The 14,670-nt window shown below is 70.7% G+C and carries 13 protein-coding genes; 7 read left to right on the top strand and 6 right to left on the bottom strand.

The window, feature by feature from the left end:
- Positions 1-96: 96 nt before the first annotated feature.
- Genes AB0J40_RS06970 through pknB form a run of 6 tightly spaced genes read left to right on the top strand, consistent with a single transcriptional unit; the run spans position 97 to position 8,204 of the window.
- A complete protein-coding gene (locus AB0J40_RS06970; protein ID WP_003079002.1) occupies positions 97-558 on the top strand; it encodes an FHA domain-containing protein in 462 nt (153 codons plus the stop codon).
- Positions 555-1,952 carry a protein phosphatase 2C domain-containing protein gene (locus tag AB0J40_RS06965; protein WP_364448634.1) on the top strand — a complete coding sequence of 466 codons (1,398 nt, stop codon included), beginning with the start codon at positions 555-557 and terminating at the stop codon, positions 1,950-1,952. Before AB0J40_RS06970 ends, AB0J40_RS06965 begins: the two co-directional genes overlap by 4 nt.
- Positions 1,952-3,439, top strand: a complete 1,488-nt coding sequence (locus AB0J40_RS06960; protein ID WP_364448632.1) for an FtsW/RodA/SpoVE family cell cycle protein — start codon at positions 1,952-1,954, stop codon at positions 3,437-3,439. The genes AB0J40_RS06965 and AB0J40_RS06960 overlap by 1 nt, the downstream gene beginning before the upstream one ends.
- A complete protein-coding gene (locus AB0J40_RS06955; protein WP_364448629.1) occupies positions 3,436-4,905 on the top strand; it encodes a penicillin-binding protein 2 in 1,470 nt (489 codons plus the stop codon). Before AB0J40_RS06960 ends, AB0J40_RS06955 begins: the two co-directional genes overlap by 4 nt.
- A 3-nt stretch (positions 4,906-4,908) precedes the next feature.
- On the top strand, positions 4,909-6,249 hold the full coding sequence (locus AB0J40_RS06950; RefSeq protein WP_364448626.1) for a serine/threonine-protein kinase: 1,341 nt from the start codon (positions 4,909-4,911) through the stop codon (positions 6,247-6,249).
- The gene (pknB, locus tag AB0J40_RS06945) at positions 6,246-8,204 is read left to right on the top strand and encodes a Stk1 family PASTA domain-containing Ser/Thr kinase (protein ID WP_364448624.1); all 1,959 of its coding nucleotides are present in this window, start codon (positions 6,246-6,248) and stop codon (positions 8,202-8,204) included. Before AB0J40_RS06950 ends, pknB begins: the two co-directional genes overlap by 4 nt.
- A 55-nt stretch (positions 8,205-8,259) precedes the next feature.
- Here the strand turns inward: pknB and AB0J40_RS06940 are convergent, their stop codons facing one another.
- The 4 genes from AB0J40_RS06940 to AB0J40_RS06925 all read right to left on the bottom strand — a co-directional run bounded on the left by AB0J40_RS06940 (position 8,260) and on the right by AB0J40_RS06925 (position 10,739).
- Positions 8,260-8,577, bottom strand: coding sequence for a hypothetical protein (locus AB0J40_RS06940; RefSeq protein ID WP_364448622.1), 318 nt, complete (start codon positions 8,575-8,577; stop codon positions 8,260-8,262).
- A gap of 100 nt (positions 8,578-8,677) precedes the next feature.
- On the bottom strand, positions 8,678-9,319 hold the full coding sequence (locus AB0J40_RS06935; protein WP_364448619.1) for a hypothetical protein: 642 nt from the start codon (positions 9,317-9,319) through the stop codon (positions 8,678-8,680).
- Entirely contained in the window at positions 9,307-10,098 is a 792-nt protein-coding gene (locus tag AB0J40_RS06930) for an ATP-binding cassette domain-containing protein (protein WP_364448617.1), read from the bottom strand. Before AB0J40_RS06930 ends, AB0J40_RS06935 begins: the two co-directional genes overlap by 13 nt.
- Positions 10,095-10,739, bottom strand: coding sequence for an aminodeoxychorismate/anthranilate synthase component II (locus AB0J40_RS06925; RefSeq protein WP_364448615.1), 645 nt, complete (start codon positions 10,737-10,739; stop codon positions 10,095-10,097). Before AB0J40_RS06925 ends, AB0J40_RS06930 begins: the two co-directional genes overlap by 4 nt.
- A 112-nt stretch (positions 10,740-10,851) precedes the next feature.
- Here AB0J40_RS06925 and AB0J40_RS06920 point away from each other — a divergent pair, with 112 nt between their 5' ends.
- Positions 10,852-12,171 (top strand): FAD-dependent oxidoreductase, encoded by a 1,320-nt coding sequence (locus tag AB0J40_RS06920; RefSeq protein WP_364448738.1) that lies wholly within the window; start codon positions 10,852-10,854, stop codon positions 12,169-12,171.
- Here AB0J40_RS06920 and AB0J40_RS06915 read toward each other — a convergent pair.
- Together AB0J40_RS06915 and AB0J40_RS06910 are read right to left on the bottom strand one after the other, a co-directional pair.
- Positions 12,168-12,824: a response regulator transcription factor gene (locus AB0J40_RS06915; protein WP_364448613.1), complete on the bottom strand. Its 657-nt coding sequence runs from the start codon at positions 12,822-12,824 to the stop codon at positions 12,168-12,170. The two genes, AB0J40_RS06920 and AB0J40_RS06915, sit on opposite strands and share 4 nt — an antisense overlap.
- A complete protein-coding gene (locus tag AB0J40_RS06910) occupies positions 12,764-14,584 on the bottom strand; it encodes a histidine kinase (RefSeq protein WP_364448611.1) in 1,821 nt (606 codons plus the stop codon). The genes AB0J40_RS06915 and AB0J40_RS06910 overlap by 61 nt, the downstream gene beginning before the upstream one ends.
- Positions 14,585-14,670: the final 86 nt, after the last annotated feature.

Below are 14,670 nucleotides of genomic sequence, written 5' to 3'. Positions count from 1 at the left end.
GGGCACGGAATACTGTTCCCGCAGAATTGACGTGCGGGGGGACCGCGGCGTACCCGCGTCGCGGCTGCACGGACGAGTCGGGAGCGGACACACCAAGTGCCAGAGCTGGTCGTACAACTCACCAGGGTGGGCTTCCTCGTGCTGCTCTGGCTCTTCGTGTTCGCCGCGCTCAGAGTCGTCCGCTCGGACCTCTACGCGGCGTCGGGCATGCGCGTCCAGGTCCCGACCTTCGGGCGCAAGAAGGAGAAGAAGCCGCGCAACAGCAAGTCCCCGCAGCAGCTGCTCGTGACCCACGGCGCGCTGGCGGGGACGCGCATCGCGCTGGACGGCCGGCCGATCCTCATCGGCCGGGCCGACGACTCCACGTTGGTGCTCGACGACGACTACGCGTCGACCCGGCACGCGCGGATCGCCCAGCGCGGTGAGGACTGGTACGTGGAAGATCTGGGCTCGACGAACGGGACGTACCTGGACCGGGCTAAGGTCACTGCACCCCTCCGGGTCCCGCTCGGAGTCCCCATCCGGATCGGCAAGACGGTGATCGAGCTTCGCCCATGACTCTCGTCCTCCGCTACGCAGCCCGCAGCGACCGGGGCCTGGTGCGTTCGAGCAACCAGGACTCCGTGTACGCCGGCCCTCGCCTGCTCGCGCTCGCCGACGGTATGGGTGGCCACGCGGCGGGTGAGGTGGCCAGCAAGGTCGTCATCGCCTCGCTCGCCCCGCTCGACGACGACGAGCCGGGCGACGACCTCCTCGCGCAGCTCCGGGAGGCGGTGGCCAACGGCAACGCCGCCATCGCCGAGCTCGTCTCGCAGGATCCCGACCTCGACGGCATGGGCACCACGCTGACGGCTGTGTTGTTCGCCGGCAACCGGCTCGGGCTGGTGCACGTCGGCGACTCGCGCGCGTACCTGCTGCGCGGCGGCCAGTTCGCGCAGATCACCCGCGACGACAGCTTCGTCAACGAGCTGCTCGAACAGGGCCGGATCACGCCCGAAGAGGCGGCGGTGCACCCGCAGCGGTCACTGCTGCTGAAGGCGCTGACCGGGCACGAGGTCGAGCCGAGCCTGACCGTGCGCGAAGCCCGGGCCGGCGACCGGTACCTGATCTGCTCGGACGGCCTGTCCGGCATGGTCAGCGACGAGACGCTGGCCGAGGCCGTGCAGATCGCGGACCCGCAGCAGTGCGCGGACCGGATGATCGAGCTGGCGCTCAAGGGCGGCGGCACGGACAACGTCACGGTGATCATCGCCGACGTGGTCGACGTCGACTTCGGCGAGGACGCGCCCATCGTGGGCGGCGCCGCCGGGGACGGCAGCGACGAACGGCACCAGGGCGACTCGCCCGCGGCGCGCGCACGGGCGCTGACCCAGCCGCCGCCGCAGCCGCGGCCGGAGCTGCCGCAGCCGAGCGAAGACCCGAAGGCCAAGCGCCGGAAGCGGTTCCGCTGGCTCGCCGGCGCGCTGGTGGTGCTCGTCGTGCTCGCCGCAGCCGCCATCGCCACCCGGTACTTCGTCCTGAGTCAGTACTATGTCGGCGAAGGTGCCGACCAGGAAGTCGTGATCTACCGCGGCGTTCCCGGCAGCATCCTCGGCATCGACCTGCACACCTACGAGCAGGGCTCGTGCCCGCCCAACCAGGTGTGCACGGACAAGCTGCGCGTCGACCAGCTCCAGGAGGACGCGCGGCTGGCGGTGCAGAACGGCGTCAAGAAGGAAAGCCTCGACGACGCCCGGAAGTACATCGACGACTTCCTGCAGCTGCACAAGCGCCTGAACAACTGCGCGCCGACGGGCGGCCAGCCGTCCCCGACGCCGACCAGCCCGGTTGCGCCGACGTCCACTCCGTCGGCTCCGGCCGGCTCCACTGCTCCGTCGTCGGCGAACCAGCCAGCGGGGAGGGACTGCTCGACGCCGAGTTCGACGGCACCGACGACGGGAGGCGGTAACTGATGAGCCAGCCCGCCGCGCGTGCCGCCGAGCCGCTCGCCGCGCAGTTCCAGACGAACCCGCCGCGCGACGTCCCGACCCGCCGCAACACCGAGCTGGTGCTGCTGGGGTTCGCCGCGTTCATCGTCACCATCGCGCTGGTGCTGGTCGAGGCGAACCAGGAGCAGGAGCTCACCTGGTCGATCGTCTGGCTGGGCCTCGCCTACCTCGCGATCTTCGCCGCGGCGCACCTGGCCGTGCGCCGCTGGGCGCCGTACGCGGACCCGGTGCTGCTCCCCTGCGTCGCGCTGCTGAACGGCATCGGGCTGGTGATGATCCACCGGATCGACCTGGCCCTGGCCGAAAAGGCCGTGCAGAACGGGAAGGACTACACCCCCGCCGTCACGGCGCAGGTGCTGTTCACCGTCATCTCGCTCGGGTTCTTCGTCGCCGTGCTGGTCGTGGTGAACGACCACCGCACGCTGACCCGCTACGGCTACACCGCGGGCCTGGTCGGGATCGTCGCGCTGGCACTGCCCGCGCTGCTGCCGTCGAGCCTGTCCGAGGTCAACGGCGCCAAGGTGTGGCTGAAGCTGCCGGGGTTCTCGATCCAGCCGGGCGAGTTCGCGAAGATCCTGCTGATGGTCTTCTTCGCCTCGTTCCTGGTGTCGAAGCGCGACCTGTTCATGGTGGCGGGCAAGAAGTTCCTCGGCGTCGAGCTGCCGCGGGCCCGTGACCTCGGCCCGATCCTCATCGCCGCGGTCGCCTGCATCGGCATCCTGGTGTTCGAGAAGGACCTCGGCACGTCGCTGCTGTTCTTCAGCGTCATCCTGATGATGTTGTACGTGGCGACCGAGCGGATCATCTGGGTCGTCCTCGGCCTGAGCTTCTTCGTCGCCGGCTGCCTGATCGCCTACAACCTCTTCACGCACGTCCAGCAGCGCGTCGCCAACTGGCTCGACCCGCTGGCGACGTACGACAAGCTCGGCGGCGGCTACCAGATCGCGCAGGGCCTGTTCGGCCTCGGCACCGGCGGGATCGGCGGCACCGGGCTCGGCGCCGGCCGCCCGGACATGGTCCCGGAGGCCAACACCGACTTCATCACCGCGGCGATCGGCGAAGAGCTCGGCTTCATCGGGCTGGCCGCCGTCCTGATGCTGTACTTGCTGGTCGCCATGCGCGGCATGCGCAGCGCGCTCGCCGTGCGCGACACGTTCGGCAAGCTGCTCGGCGGCGGGCTGGCGTTCACCATGGTCATGCAGATCTTCGTCGTCGTCGGCGGGGTCACGAAGCTCATCCCGGAGACCGGTATCACCGCCCCGTTCCTGTCCAAGGGTGGTTCGTCGCTGCTGGCGAACTACATCCTGGTCGCCCTGCTGCTCCGGATCTCCGACGCGGCCCGGCGGCCCGCCGCCCGGCCGAAGCCGCAGCCCCAGCAGCAGGCGCCGATCGCCGAAGCGCACACCGTGCTCGTCCAGCGCCCGCCGGCGGACGGGGGCAAGCAGGCATGAACACCCCGCTGCGCAAGGTCGGCATGGCGATGCTCGTCATGGTCGTCCTGCTGCTGGCCAACGCGACCTACATCCAGGTCGTGAAGGCCGACGACTACCGCACCGACTCCCGCAACGCGCGCGTGCTCTACGACGAGTTCGCCCGCCGCCGCGGCCAGATCGTGTCGCAGGCGAACGGCGAGGTCCTGGCGAAGGTCGACCCGTCGAACGACAAGTACAAGTACATCCGGTCCTACGTCGACGGCCCGATGTACGCGCCGGTCACCGGCTACTACTCGATCAACTACGGCTCCGGCGGGCTCGAGCGCTCCGAGGACGACGTCCTGAACGGCTCCGACCCGCGCCTGTTCGTGCGGCGGCTGTCGGACATGGTCACCGGCCGCGACCCGAGCGGCGGCAACGTCCGGCTGACCATCGACCCGGCCGTCCAGAAGGCCGCGTACGACCTGATGACGCAGCGCGGCTACACCGGCGCCGTCGTCGCGATGGAGCCGAAGACCGGCCGGATCCTGGCGATGGTCTCGACGCCGTCGTACGACCCGAACAAGCTGGCCTCGCACACGTCGAAGGCGCAGACCGACGCCTGGAACTCCTACGTCAAGGACCCGAAGAACCCGATGCTGAACCGGGCGATCTCGGAGACCTACCCGCCGGGGTCGACGTTCAAGCTGGTCACCGCGGCGGCCACGCTCGAGGACGGCAAGGGCCCGGACACGCCGGTCAACACGGCGCCGAACACGAAGCTCCCCGGCACGAGCGTCACGCTGGAGAACTACGCCGGCGAAGCGTGCCCCGGCAGCACCTTCAAGGACGCGCTCGCGCACTCGTGCAACGTGCCGTTCGCGGAGTTCGCCGGCCAGCTCGGCGCGGACAAGCTGCGGAAGACGGCGGCGAACTTCGGCATCGGGCAGACCGACCTGACCGTGCCGATGAAGGTCGCGCCGTCGACGGTCGGCCCGCTCGACTCGCAGGGCGCGCTCTACCAGAGCGGCATCGGCCAGCGCGACGTCCGGATCACCCCGTTGCAGGACTGCCTGCTCGCGGCCACCGTCGCCAACGGCGGGATGGCCATGAAGCCGCAGCTGGTGCAGTCGGTGCTGGCACCGGACCTGTCGACCATCGAGGACTACAGCCCCACCGAACTCACCGGCACCCCGGCGCTGTCGTCGTCGAACGCCGCGATCCTCAAGGACATGATGATCGCTTCGGAGAGCTTCACCGCGGGCGGCGGCAAGCGCCCGGACATCCAGATCGCGTCGAAGACCGGTACGGCAGAGCACGGCACGGACTCCAAGAACACCGCGCCGCACGCCTGGTACACCGCCTTCGCCCCGGCCAACGACCCGCAGATCGCGGTCGCCGTGATCGTCGAAGACGGCGGCAACCGCGGTCTCGCGGCCACCGGCGGCAAGGTCGCGTCGGAGATCGGCCGCGCGGCGATCAACGCCAGGCTCGGGGGTGGATAGCGGATGCTGTCCTCGGGTCAGCTGCTGGCCGAGCGGTACAAGCTGACGAACCGGATCGCCGTCGGCGGGATGGGCGAGGTCTGGCAGGCCAGCGACACCCGGCTGGACCGGACCGTGGCCGTCAAGATCCTCAAGGCCGAGCTCTCCGGCGACGCCGAATTCCTCCACCGCTTCCGCACCGAAGCGCGGATGACGGCGTCCCTCAACCACCCCGGCATCGCCGCGGTGCACGACTACGGCGAAACCGTCTTCGACGGTGACCTCTCCATCGCGTACCTGGTGATGGAGCTCGTCGACGGCGACCCGCTGGCCGGGTTGCTGGCCAAGCACGGGCGGCTGTCGGCGGAGTTCACGCTCGACATGCTGGAGCAGGCGGGCAACGCGCTGCAGGCCGCGCACGAGCAGGGCCTGGTCCACCGGGACGTCAAGCCGGGCAACATCCTGGTGACCTCGACCGGGCAGGTGAAGATCACCGACTTCGGCGTCGCCAAGGCGGCCGACGCCGCGCCGGTCACCCGATCCGGCATGGTCATGGGCACCGCGCACTACATCGCGCCGGAGCAGGCGCTCGGGCACCCGGCCGAGCCAGCGTCCGACGTCTACTCGCTGGCCGTGTGCGGTTACGAATGCCTCGCCGGGCACCGGCCGTTCCTGTCCGAGAACGCCGTGACGGTCGCGATGATGCACATCCGCGACATCGCGCCGCCGCTGCCGCCGGACGTCCCGCCCGCCGCGCGCGCGGTGATCGAGGCGACGCTGGTGAAGGACCCGCGGCAGCGCTACAACAGCGGCGGCGAGTTCGCGGCCGCCGTCGCCGCGGTCCGCGCCGGGCTGCCGCTGCCGACGCCGCGCGGGCTGGTCAACGCCAGCTACGCGACCGGCCAGCAGCCGGCGGTGCCGCAACCGCAGCAACAGCAGCAGCCGGTGCCGCAACCGGCGCCGCAGCCGGTCCCGCCGCAGCAGCAGCACATGCCGGTGGGCCCGCAGTCGCCGCCGGGCAACCCGATGGTCGCCATCGGCCCGCCGTCGCGGCCCGTCATGCGCCCGGCCATGGTGCCGGCGCCCCGGAAGAAGTCCCAGTGGGGCTGGTGGGCGCTCCTCGCGGCCATCCTGCTCGTTGTCCTGGTGGCGGCCATCGTCCTCGTGGCGAAGATGATCGGCAGCTCGGGCTCGCCACCGCACCCCGGCCAGACGCAGAGCCAGGTGGTCCCGGGCAGACAGCCGCCCGCGGAGCAACCGCCCGTGTCGAGCGCGATACCGGCGGACTCTCCCGGCACGACCGACGATGGCCAGCAAGGCATCATGACCGCACCTTGGACGGAATGGAACGGCACCCAGAGATGAGCACACCCAGACTGCTCTCCAACCGGTACGAGCTGGGCGAAACGCTCGGCTACGGAGGCATGTCCGAGGTCCATCACGGCCACGACGTGCGTCTCGGCCGGGAAGTCGCGATCAAGATCCTCCGTGCCGACCTCGCCAGGGACCCGCAGTTCCAGGAGCGCTTCCGCCGCGAAGCGCAGAACGCCGCCGCGCTCAACCACCCGGCGATCGTCGCGGTCTACGACACGGGTGAGGCCAACACCGAGTTCGGTCCGCTGCCGTACATCGTCATGGAGTACGTCGAAGGCCGGACGCTGCGGGACATCGTCAAGACCGAGGGCCCGATGTCGCAGAAGCGGGCCATGGAGGTCATGGCCGACGTCTGCGCGGCACTCGACTTTTCGCACCGCCACGGCATCGTGCACCGCGACGTCAAGCCGGCCAACGTGATGATCACGAAGAACGGCGCGGTCAAGGTGATGGACTTCGGCATCGCGCGCGCGATGCACGACGGCCAGTCCGCGATGACCCAGACGGCCGCGGTGATCGGCACGGCGCAGTACCTGTCGCCGGAGCAGGCCCGGGGCGAGTCGGTCGACGCCCGTTCCGACGTCTACGCCGCCGGCTGCGTGCTGTACGAGCTGATCACCGGCGAGCCGCCGTTCACCGGCGACTCCCCGGTCGCGGTCGCCTACCAGCACGTCCGGGAGGACCCGAACCCGCCGTCGTCGGTGAACCCGGCGGTGGCGCCCGAGCTGGACGCCGTCGTGCTGAAGGCGCTGGCCAAGGGCCCGGCGAACCGCTACCAGTCGGCGGCGGAGATGCGCTCGGACCTGGTGCGCACGCTCTCGGGCCAGCGCCCGGCCGCGCCGATGGTGATGTCCGAGGACGAGCGCACGCAGGTGATGAACGCCGACCGGCGGCAGCCGCAGCGCTACGAGGAGTACGACGCCGCGGACGACGAGGACCCGAAGGCCAAGCGCCGGCGCCGGACGCTGCTGGCCGCGTTGGCCGCGGTCTTCGTGCTGGGCGCGGTGCTGCTGATCATGTGGCTGTCGGGGTCGTTCAAGAGCGGCAACGAAGAGCCGGGCACGGTGGCGATCCCCGACGTCAAGGGACAGTCGGAGGTGGCGGCCAAGACCGCCCTCCGCGAGAAGGGCTTCAACAACTTCGCCCCGAACAAGACCGTGATCTGCGGGGTGCCCGACGCGAGCGGCAACACGCCGTGCACCAGTGACCAGGTCAACCAGGTCATCGCGGTGACGCCGGACGTGGGCACGCCGGTCGCGACCACCGCGCAGATCACGCTCACGATCGGCACGCCGCCGGGCAAGGTGCCCGTGCCGGACCTGAAGGACCTGAGCAAGGACGACGCCGAGGCGAAGCTGAAGGAAGCCGGCCTCACCCTGAACCAGTCGGTGCAGGAGGTCGACGTCACCGACCAGGACCAGGTCGGCAAGGTCGTCAGCCAGAACCCGCAGGCCGGCAACCAGGTCCAGCAGGGCACGAGCGTGTCGATCTCGATCGGCAAGGGCAAGGCGCAGAAGCAGGTGCCGAACTACACCGGGAAGTCGTTCAGCGAAGCGCAGTCCGCCCTGACCGCCTTGGGCTTCAACGTCAAGCGCGTCGACCAGCAGTCCGACCAGCCGAAGGACCAGGTCCTCCAGCAGACGCCGAACGGTGGTTCGGTGCCGGTCGGCAGCACGATCACCCTGACCGTGTCGACGGGCCAGCCGGACAACAAGATCGAGATGCCGCAACTGGTCGGCATGACGGCCGACGACGCCCAGGCGAAGCTGCAGAGCATGGGCTGGACCGGGCAGCTGCGGCAGCAGTCCGACCGGACCAGCAACAAGCCCGAAGGCACGGTCACCAAGCAGAGCGTGCAGCCGGGTCAGCAGATCGACAAGGACCAGAACATCACGATCTCGGTCTCCGAGGGTCCGCTGTTCCCGACGACCACCGGCAGTCCCTGATCCGATCCACCCGACGAAGGCCCGCACGGTTCGCCGTGCGGGCCTTCGTCGTTCGTCAGGCCTTGTCGAGGAACCCTTGCACCGCACCGAGAATCTGGTCGGCGTCACTCGCCGGACCGCAGTCGAGCTCCAGTTCTTCGGCCGCGCCGGAGCGTTTGACCTTCAGGGAGACACGGGCTTCGCGGCAGCGTCGCAGCCAGGCGATCAGCGAGCGGCAGAAGACGCCGGCGGAGTTGCTGGTCACGCCGACCACGACGGCGTCGAACAGCTGGACGCGGCCGCGGAGCTCGTCCTCGCCGCGCAGCCAGGCGGCGAGCTCCTTGAGCTCGCCTTCGGAGTCTGGCCCGGTGATCGCGACGATCCCCGCCGTCACCCGTTCTCCCTTCGCCAGGAATCGGAGAGGACCCGAACACTAGTCGGCGCCGAGCACCCGCCGATACCCTGGCCGGGAATTTGAAGATTGCAAATTGCACTCAGGAACGGCGTTGCACCAGCCGTGAAACGACGACGAAGCTGACGGCCAGCACCACCACGGACGTCACGAGCGCCAGGACGAGCGGCCCGCCGACCGGTTCGTCGTCGGTGAGGGCGTGCAGCAGCGGGTGGACCAGCGGGATCTTCGCCAGCAGCACGACGATCAGCGTGACGACGGCGGCGAGCACCGTCCAGCCGATCCGCTGCACGAGCAGCCGCGAACACGGCAGCGCGATCGCGATGCCCAGCAGCGCGCACGCGAGGTGGGCGAGCAGCCCGATGCCGAGCGCCGCCGGCTGGACCTTGAACGACTTGACCGCCGACCACACCTCGGTGAGCACCGTGAGGACCGCGGCGCAGGCCAGCACGGTGAGGATCGCGCCGGTGATCATCCGCCGCCACTGCCGCGCGTGGCTCAAGGTCACCAGGCGCTGCACCGGGTCCTCGATGTCGAGCAGCGCGATCGTCAGCCAGCACGACACGACGAGCAGCCCGCCGGCGCTCACGCCGAACAGCGGCAGCGGCGGCGAGTGCGGGTCGGCGTAGAGGATCACGCACAGCGCGAGGTAGGCCAGCAGCGCCGGCAGGTACCGCTGCGAATGGCCGAGCAGCGCCAGGTAGTAGCGGGTCAGGGCGAGCACGGCGCGACCTCTCGTACGGACCAGCCGTCCTTCAACGCCCGCAGCAGCACCGCGTCCACGCTCGCGACTTCGACGGTGAGCACCACCTGCGGGCCTTCGACGACCGCGTGCCGGACGCCGGGCTCGTCCGCCCAGCCTGCGCCGTCGCCGCGCAGCACGATCCGCGTGGTCGGCTCGGCGCTCTCGGCCGTGAGCCTGCCGCCGGCCATGAGGTGGACGACGTCGGCGTGGTCGTGCACCACCTGCGGCCGGTGGTCGGTGAACACGACGCTCGCACCGCGCGCCCGCGTCTCGGCGACCAGCTCGCCGAGAATCGCGTGCGTGCCGACGTCGAGCCCGGACCACGGCTCGTCGAGGATCAGCAGGTCGGGCCGCACCATGACGGCCTGCGCGAGGCCGACCTTCTGGGCGTTGCCCTTGGACAGCGTCCGCAGCGGCGCGGTCGGGCCGCCGACCAGCGCGAGCCGCTCCAGCAGCGGGTCGATCACCGAGAGGTCGGCGAGCCCGCGGATGCGGGCCATGTGCCGCAGGTAGGCCCGCGCGCCCATGCGCTGGCCGGCCGGGAAGCGGTCGGGCAGGTAGCCGATCCGCGGGTTTCCCGTCACCACGCCGGTGGTCGCGTGCGAGACGCCTGCCATGATCCGCAGCAGCGTCGACTTGCCGGAGCCGTTGCTGCCGAGGACGCCGACGACGTGGCCGGGCTCGACGCTCAGGTCGACGTCGCGGAGGACGAAGTCACCACGTCCGTACCGCTTGCCGACCCCCGCGAGCCGGATCACGCAACAGCGGCCTTCTGGAGCGCCTTGGTCGCCTGCTCGAGCTCGTCGACGCGGACGGGGTCGACGGGGTGACCCGCCATGGCCATCCAGTTCGCGAGCATCCGGTGGCCGCCCTCGGTGAGCACGGACTCCGGGTGGAACTGGACGCCTTCCAGCGGCAGCTCGCGGTGGCGCATGCCCATCACGATGCCGGACTCGGTGCGGCCGGTGACCTCGAAGACGTCGGCCGGGATGGTGTCGGGCACCACGGTCAGGGAGTGGTACCGGGTGGCCGTGAACTCCTCCGGCAGGTCCTTGAGGACGCCGGTGCCTTCGTGGCGGACCTGGCTGGTCTTGCCGTGGAGCAGCTCGGGCGCGCGGTCGACGGTCGCGCCGTAGACGACGCCGAGGGCCTGGTGGCCGAGGCAGACGCCGAGCATCGGCGTGCGCGTCTCGGCGCACTTGCGGATGACATCCATGCTCTGACCAGCGCGTTCGGGAGTTCCCGGGCCGGGCGAGACGAGCACGGCGTCGAACTCGGGCACGCGGTCGAGGTCCACGACGTCGTTGCGCCAGACCGTGCAGTCGGCGCCGAGCTGGGCCAGGTACTGGACCAGGTTGTAGACGAAGCTGTCGTAGTTGTCGACGACGAGAACGCGCATGTCGGCGAGCTTACCGGCTCCCAGCTGGTGGACCGTACGGTAAATCACATTTCTGGTTAGGTGACCCTAACTTACCGTGGAGGGTGTGAGCCGATCTCTTCGTGTAGCCGTGGTGGGCGCCGGTCCTGCCGGCATCTACGCCGCCGACATCCTGGACAAGTCCGACGCCGACGTGACGATCGACGTGTTCGAGCGCATGCCCGCACCGTTCGGGCTGATCCGCTACGGCGTCGCGCCCGACCACCCGCGCATCAAGGGCATCGTGACGGCGCTGCACAAGGTGCTGGACAAGCCGAACATCCGCCTGCTGGGCAACATCGACTACGGCACCGACATCAAGCTCGACGAGCTGCGTGAGTTCTACGACGCGGTGATCTTCTCGACCGGCGCCTCCGCCGACCGCGCGCTCGACATCCCGGGCATCGACCTCGACGGCAGCCACGGCGCCGCCGACTTCGTCTCCTGGTACGACGGCCACCCGGACGTGCCGCGAACTTGGCCGCTGAACGCGTCCTCGGTCGCGGTCCTCGGCGTCGGCAACGTGGCTCTCGACGTCGCCCGCATCCTCGCGAAGACGGCCGACGAGCTGCTGACCACGGACATCCCGGACAACGTCTACCAGGGGCTGAAGGCCAGCCCGGTCACGGACGTGCACGTGTTCGGCCGCCGCGGGCCGGCGCAGGCGAAGTTCACGCCGCTGGAGCTGCGCGAGCTGGACCACTCGCCGAACGTCGAGGTCATCGTGTCCCCCGAGGACATCGAGTTCGACGACGGCAGCATCGCGGCGCTGCGCGCGTCGAAGCAGATCGACATGGTCGTGAAGACGTTGCAGGAGTGGGCGATCCGCGAGCCGGGCACCCGGCAGCGGCGGCTGCACCTGCACTTCTTCCACTCGCCCGCGGAAGTCCTCGGCGAGGACGGCCGCGTGACGGGCCTGCGGACCGAGCGCACCGAGCTGACCGGCGACGGCAACGTCCGCGGCACCGGCGAGTTCCACGACTGGGACGTCCAGGCGGTGTACCGCGCGGTGGGCTACCTGTCGTCGCACCTGCCGGAGATCCCGTTCGACCACGTGGCAGGCGTCGTCCCGAACCAGGCCGGCCGCGTGCTGGACCTGGACGACAACCAGCTGCCGGGCGTGTACGTGACGGGCTGGATCAAGCGCGGCCCGATCGGCCTGATCGGCCACACGAAGGGCGACGCGGCCGAGACGATCGCGAGCCTGCTGGCGGACGCGGACACGCTGACCGCCCCGAAGTACGACTCCCCGGACGCGATCCTCGATTTCCTGGCGGCGCGGGGAATCCCGTACACCACCTGGGAAGGCTGGGGCAAGCTCGACGCGCACGAGAAGGCGCTGGGCCTGGCGGCCGGCCGTGAGCGGATCAAGGTCGTGGAGCGCGAGGAGATGACCCGGGTTTCGCGCGGCTAAGCGGCACCGAGGTACGCCAGCACGGCGAGCACGCGGCGGTTCGTGTCGTCCGAAGCCGAGATCCCGAGCTTCGCGAAGATGTTCGCCGTGTGCTTGCCGACCGCGCCCTCGCTGAAGTGCAGCCGGGACGCGATCGCCGCGTTCGAACACCCCTCCGCCATCAGGGCCAGGACCTCGCGTTCGCGCGGGGTCAGCGCGGCGAGGGGGTCGGACGCGTTGCCCGCCACGAGTTTCGCGATCACCTCGGGGTCCATCACCGTGCCGCCGGCCGCGACCCGGCGGACGGCGTCGATGAACTGGTCCGCGTTGAACACGCGGTCCTTCAGCAGGTAGCCGATCGCGCCGGTGCCGTCGGCGAGCAGTTCGCGCGCGTAGAGCTGCTCGACGTGCTGGGACAGCACCAAGATCGGCAGGCCCGGCGTTTCGCGCCGGGCGGCCAGCGCGACCTGCAGTCCTTCGTCCGTGTTCGTCGGCGGCATCCGGACGTCCACAATGGACACATCGGGTTTCTCGGCGCGCAACGCGGCCGCCAGTTCGGGACCGCTGCCGACCGCCGCGACGACGTCGAAGCCGTGCGCCGCCAGCAGGTGCGTCAGGCCGTCTCGGAGGAGGTACTGGTCTTCGGCGACGACGACTCGGGGGTGAGCTGACACGGGATCTCCACCACCGCCTTCGTCGGCCCGCCGATCGGGCTGGTCAGCGTCAACCTACCGTCGAAGGCCCCGAGCCGGCGCTCGATTCCGCGGAGTCCCGAACCCCGGGCCGGAACCGCGCCGCCCGGGCCGTCGTCGGTCACCACCACCGTGAGCTGGTCGTCGGCGAACCCGACGTCGATCGACGCGCGCTTCGAGCCGTGCTTCGCCGCGTTGCCCAGCAGCTCCGACACCGCGAAGTACGTGCACGCCTCGACCGGCTCCTCGACGCGACCCGGCAGCGAGCCGGTGACCTCCGTCTTCAGCGGGCTGTCGAGGGCCAGCGCGCGCACGGCGTCGAGCAGCCCGCGCTCGGACAGCACCGGCGGGTGGATGCCGCGGATCAGCACGCGCAGTTCGGTGAGCGCCTCCGACGACGCCGCCCGCAGCTCGGCCGCGAGCCGCTTGGCCGCCGCGGGGTCCGTGTCGACGAGCGCCTCGACCGCGCCCAGCTTCATCCCCATCGCGACCAGCCGCGACTGGATCCCGTCGTGCAGGTCGCGTTCGATCCGCCGCAGCTCCGCCGCCTGCGTGACCGTGACGTCCGCGCGCGTCTGCTTCAGCCGTTCGACGCGCGCGGCGAGGCGGGTCGCCTCCGTCGGGCCCAGCCAGGCGCGCGCGAACCGCGCCTGCTGCCGGGCGAGCCAGGTCGTCGGCCACAGGCCGGCGACGACCATCGCCAGCATGACCGGGGTCTGCGCGAGCGCGCCGAGGTGCGTCGAGACCTCCGGGAACGGCCACCAGGTCACCGGCGACGAGACGAACGGCCGCCACACCCAGAGCGCCCCGAGGCCGACGAGACCCAGGGTGACCAGCACGACCGTCGGCAGGAGCAGAACGAACGAAACCAGCGTGCCGAGCACGGCGCCGGCGAGGTCGCGCCAGGTGGCGCGGTCGCGCAGGACCCAGCGCGTGCGAGCGTGCTGGACCGGCCAGAACGGCTCCTCGTGCAGCTGCTTGCCGACCTGGTAGAGCCCGTCGGGCCGGGGTACCGGCAACCCCGGCGGCGGCAGATACGGCCGGACGATCCGTACCCCCGTCCAGTTCCCGGCCTCCCGCCGCAGCGTGTCCGTGATCGACCGGGTCCACAGGACGACCGGCACGGCCAACGGCGGGAACCCGACCATGAGGACCAGCTGCGGCACCGAAAAGATCAGCTGTACCAAGGAAAGCGCAAAGATGCCGCCCTGGTGGCCCAGCGCTTCGAGGTGCCGGTGCGGCGCGCTCTTGCGGGCTTCGGCGGGCGGGCGCGGGCCGAGCCACCAGCGCGTCCAGTGGCCGTAGCCGCGCAGCACGGCGGGGCCGCCGAGCAGGACGGCCACCGGCAGCAGCAGCGTGGCCAAGGGATTCAGCAGCTGCCAGGTGAACTCGCGCCCGGCCGCCGGGTCCTCCAGCGCCCAGGTCAGCCGGTGCTGCCAGCGGATCCAGAACGCGCGCTTGTAGAGCTGGTTGCCGTCGCGGTACCAGCCGTCGCGTTCGCGGACCGGTTCCGGCGGCTCGGGCCGGTACGGCGAGGCGATCTCGACGCCGCACCAGCGCGCGGCCAGCGTCCGCGCCACCCTCGAGCGGCCGCGCGCCCATTCGACCGCGGGGCCGAGGAAGAAGACCAGGCCGACGCACAGCAGCGCGAACGCGATCAGCTCGACCAGCACGTCGATCCAGCTGAGGAACGCGAACGCGGCCAGCGCGCAGGCCCGCCCGAGCGCCCGCAGGTACGTCATCCGGCACCTCCTTCCCCCTGGATCCTCGCCGGACCACCCGCGTCCGCGCACTGGCCGAAGCTCCCCGGCCGGGGTGGGGCCAGGCC

Source organism: Amycolatopsis sp. NPDC049691, from assembly GCF_040675005.1.
Taxonomy (GTDB): domain Bacteria; phylum Actinomycetota; class Actinomycetes; order Mycobacteriales; family Pseudonocardiaceae; genus Amycolatopsis.
The sequence above is the reverse complement of the archived record's forward strand: the minus strand, read 5'-3'. Positions and strand labels throughout refer to the sequence as shown.

Coding starts and splice junctions, on each gene's coding strand:
- AB0J40_RS06965 (WP_364448634.1), top strand. CDS start 555: ATGACTCTCGTCCTCCGCTACGCAGCCCGCAGCGACCGGGGCCTGGTG.
- AB0J40_RS06960 (WP_364448632.1), top strand. CDS start 1,952: ATGAGCCAGCCCGCCGCGCGTGCCGCCGAGCCGCTCGCCGCGCAGTTC.
- AB0J40_RS06955 (WP_364448629.1), top strand. CDS start 3,436: ATGAACACCCCGCTGCGCAAGGTCGGCATGGCGATGCTCGTCATGGTC.
- AB0J40_RS06950 (WP_364448626.1), top strand. CDS start 4,909: ATGCTGTCCTCGGGTCAGCTGCTGGCCGAGCGGTACAAGCTGACGAAC.
- pknB (WP_364448624.1), top strand. CDS start 6,246: ATGAGCACACCCAGACTGCTCTCCAACCGGTACGAGCTGGGCGAAACG.
- AB0J40_RS06925 (WP_364448615.1), bottom strand. CDS start 10,739: ATGCGCGTTCTCGTCGTCGACAACTACGACAGCTTCGTCTACAACCTG.
- AB0J40_RS06910 (WP_364448611.1), bottom strand. CDS start 14,584: ATGACGTACCTGCGGGCGCTCGGGCGGGCCTGCGCGCTGGCCGCGTTC.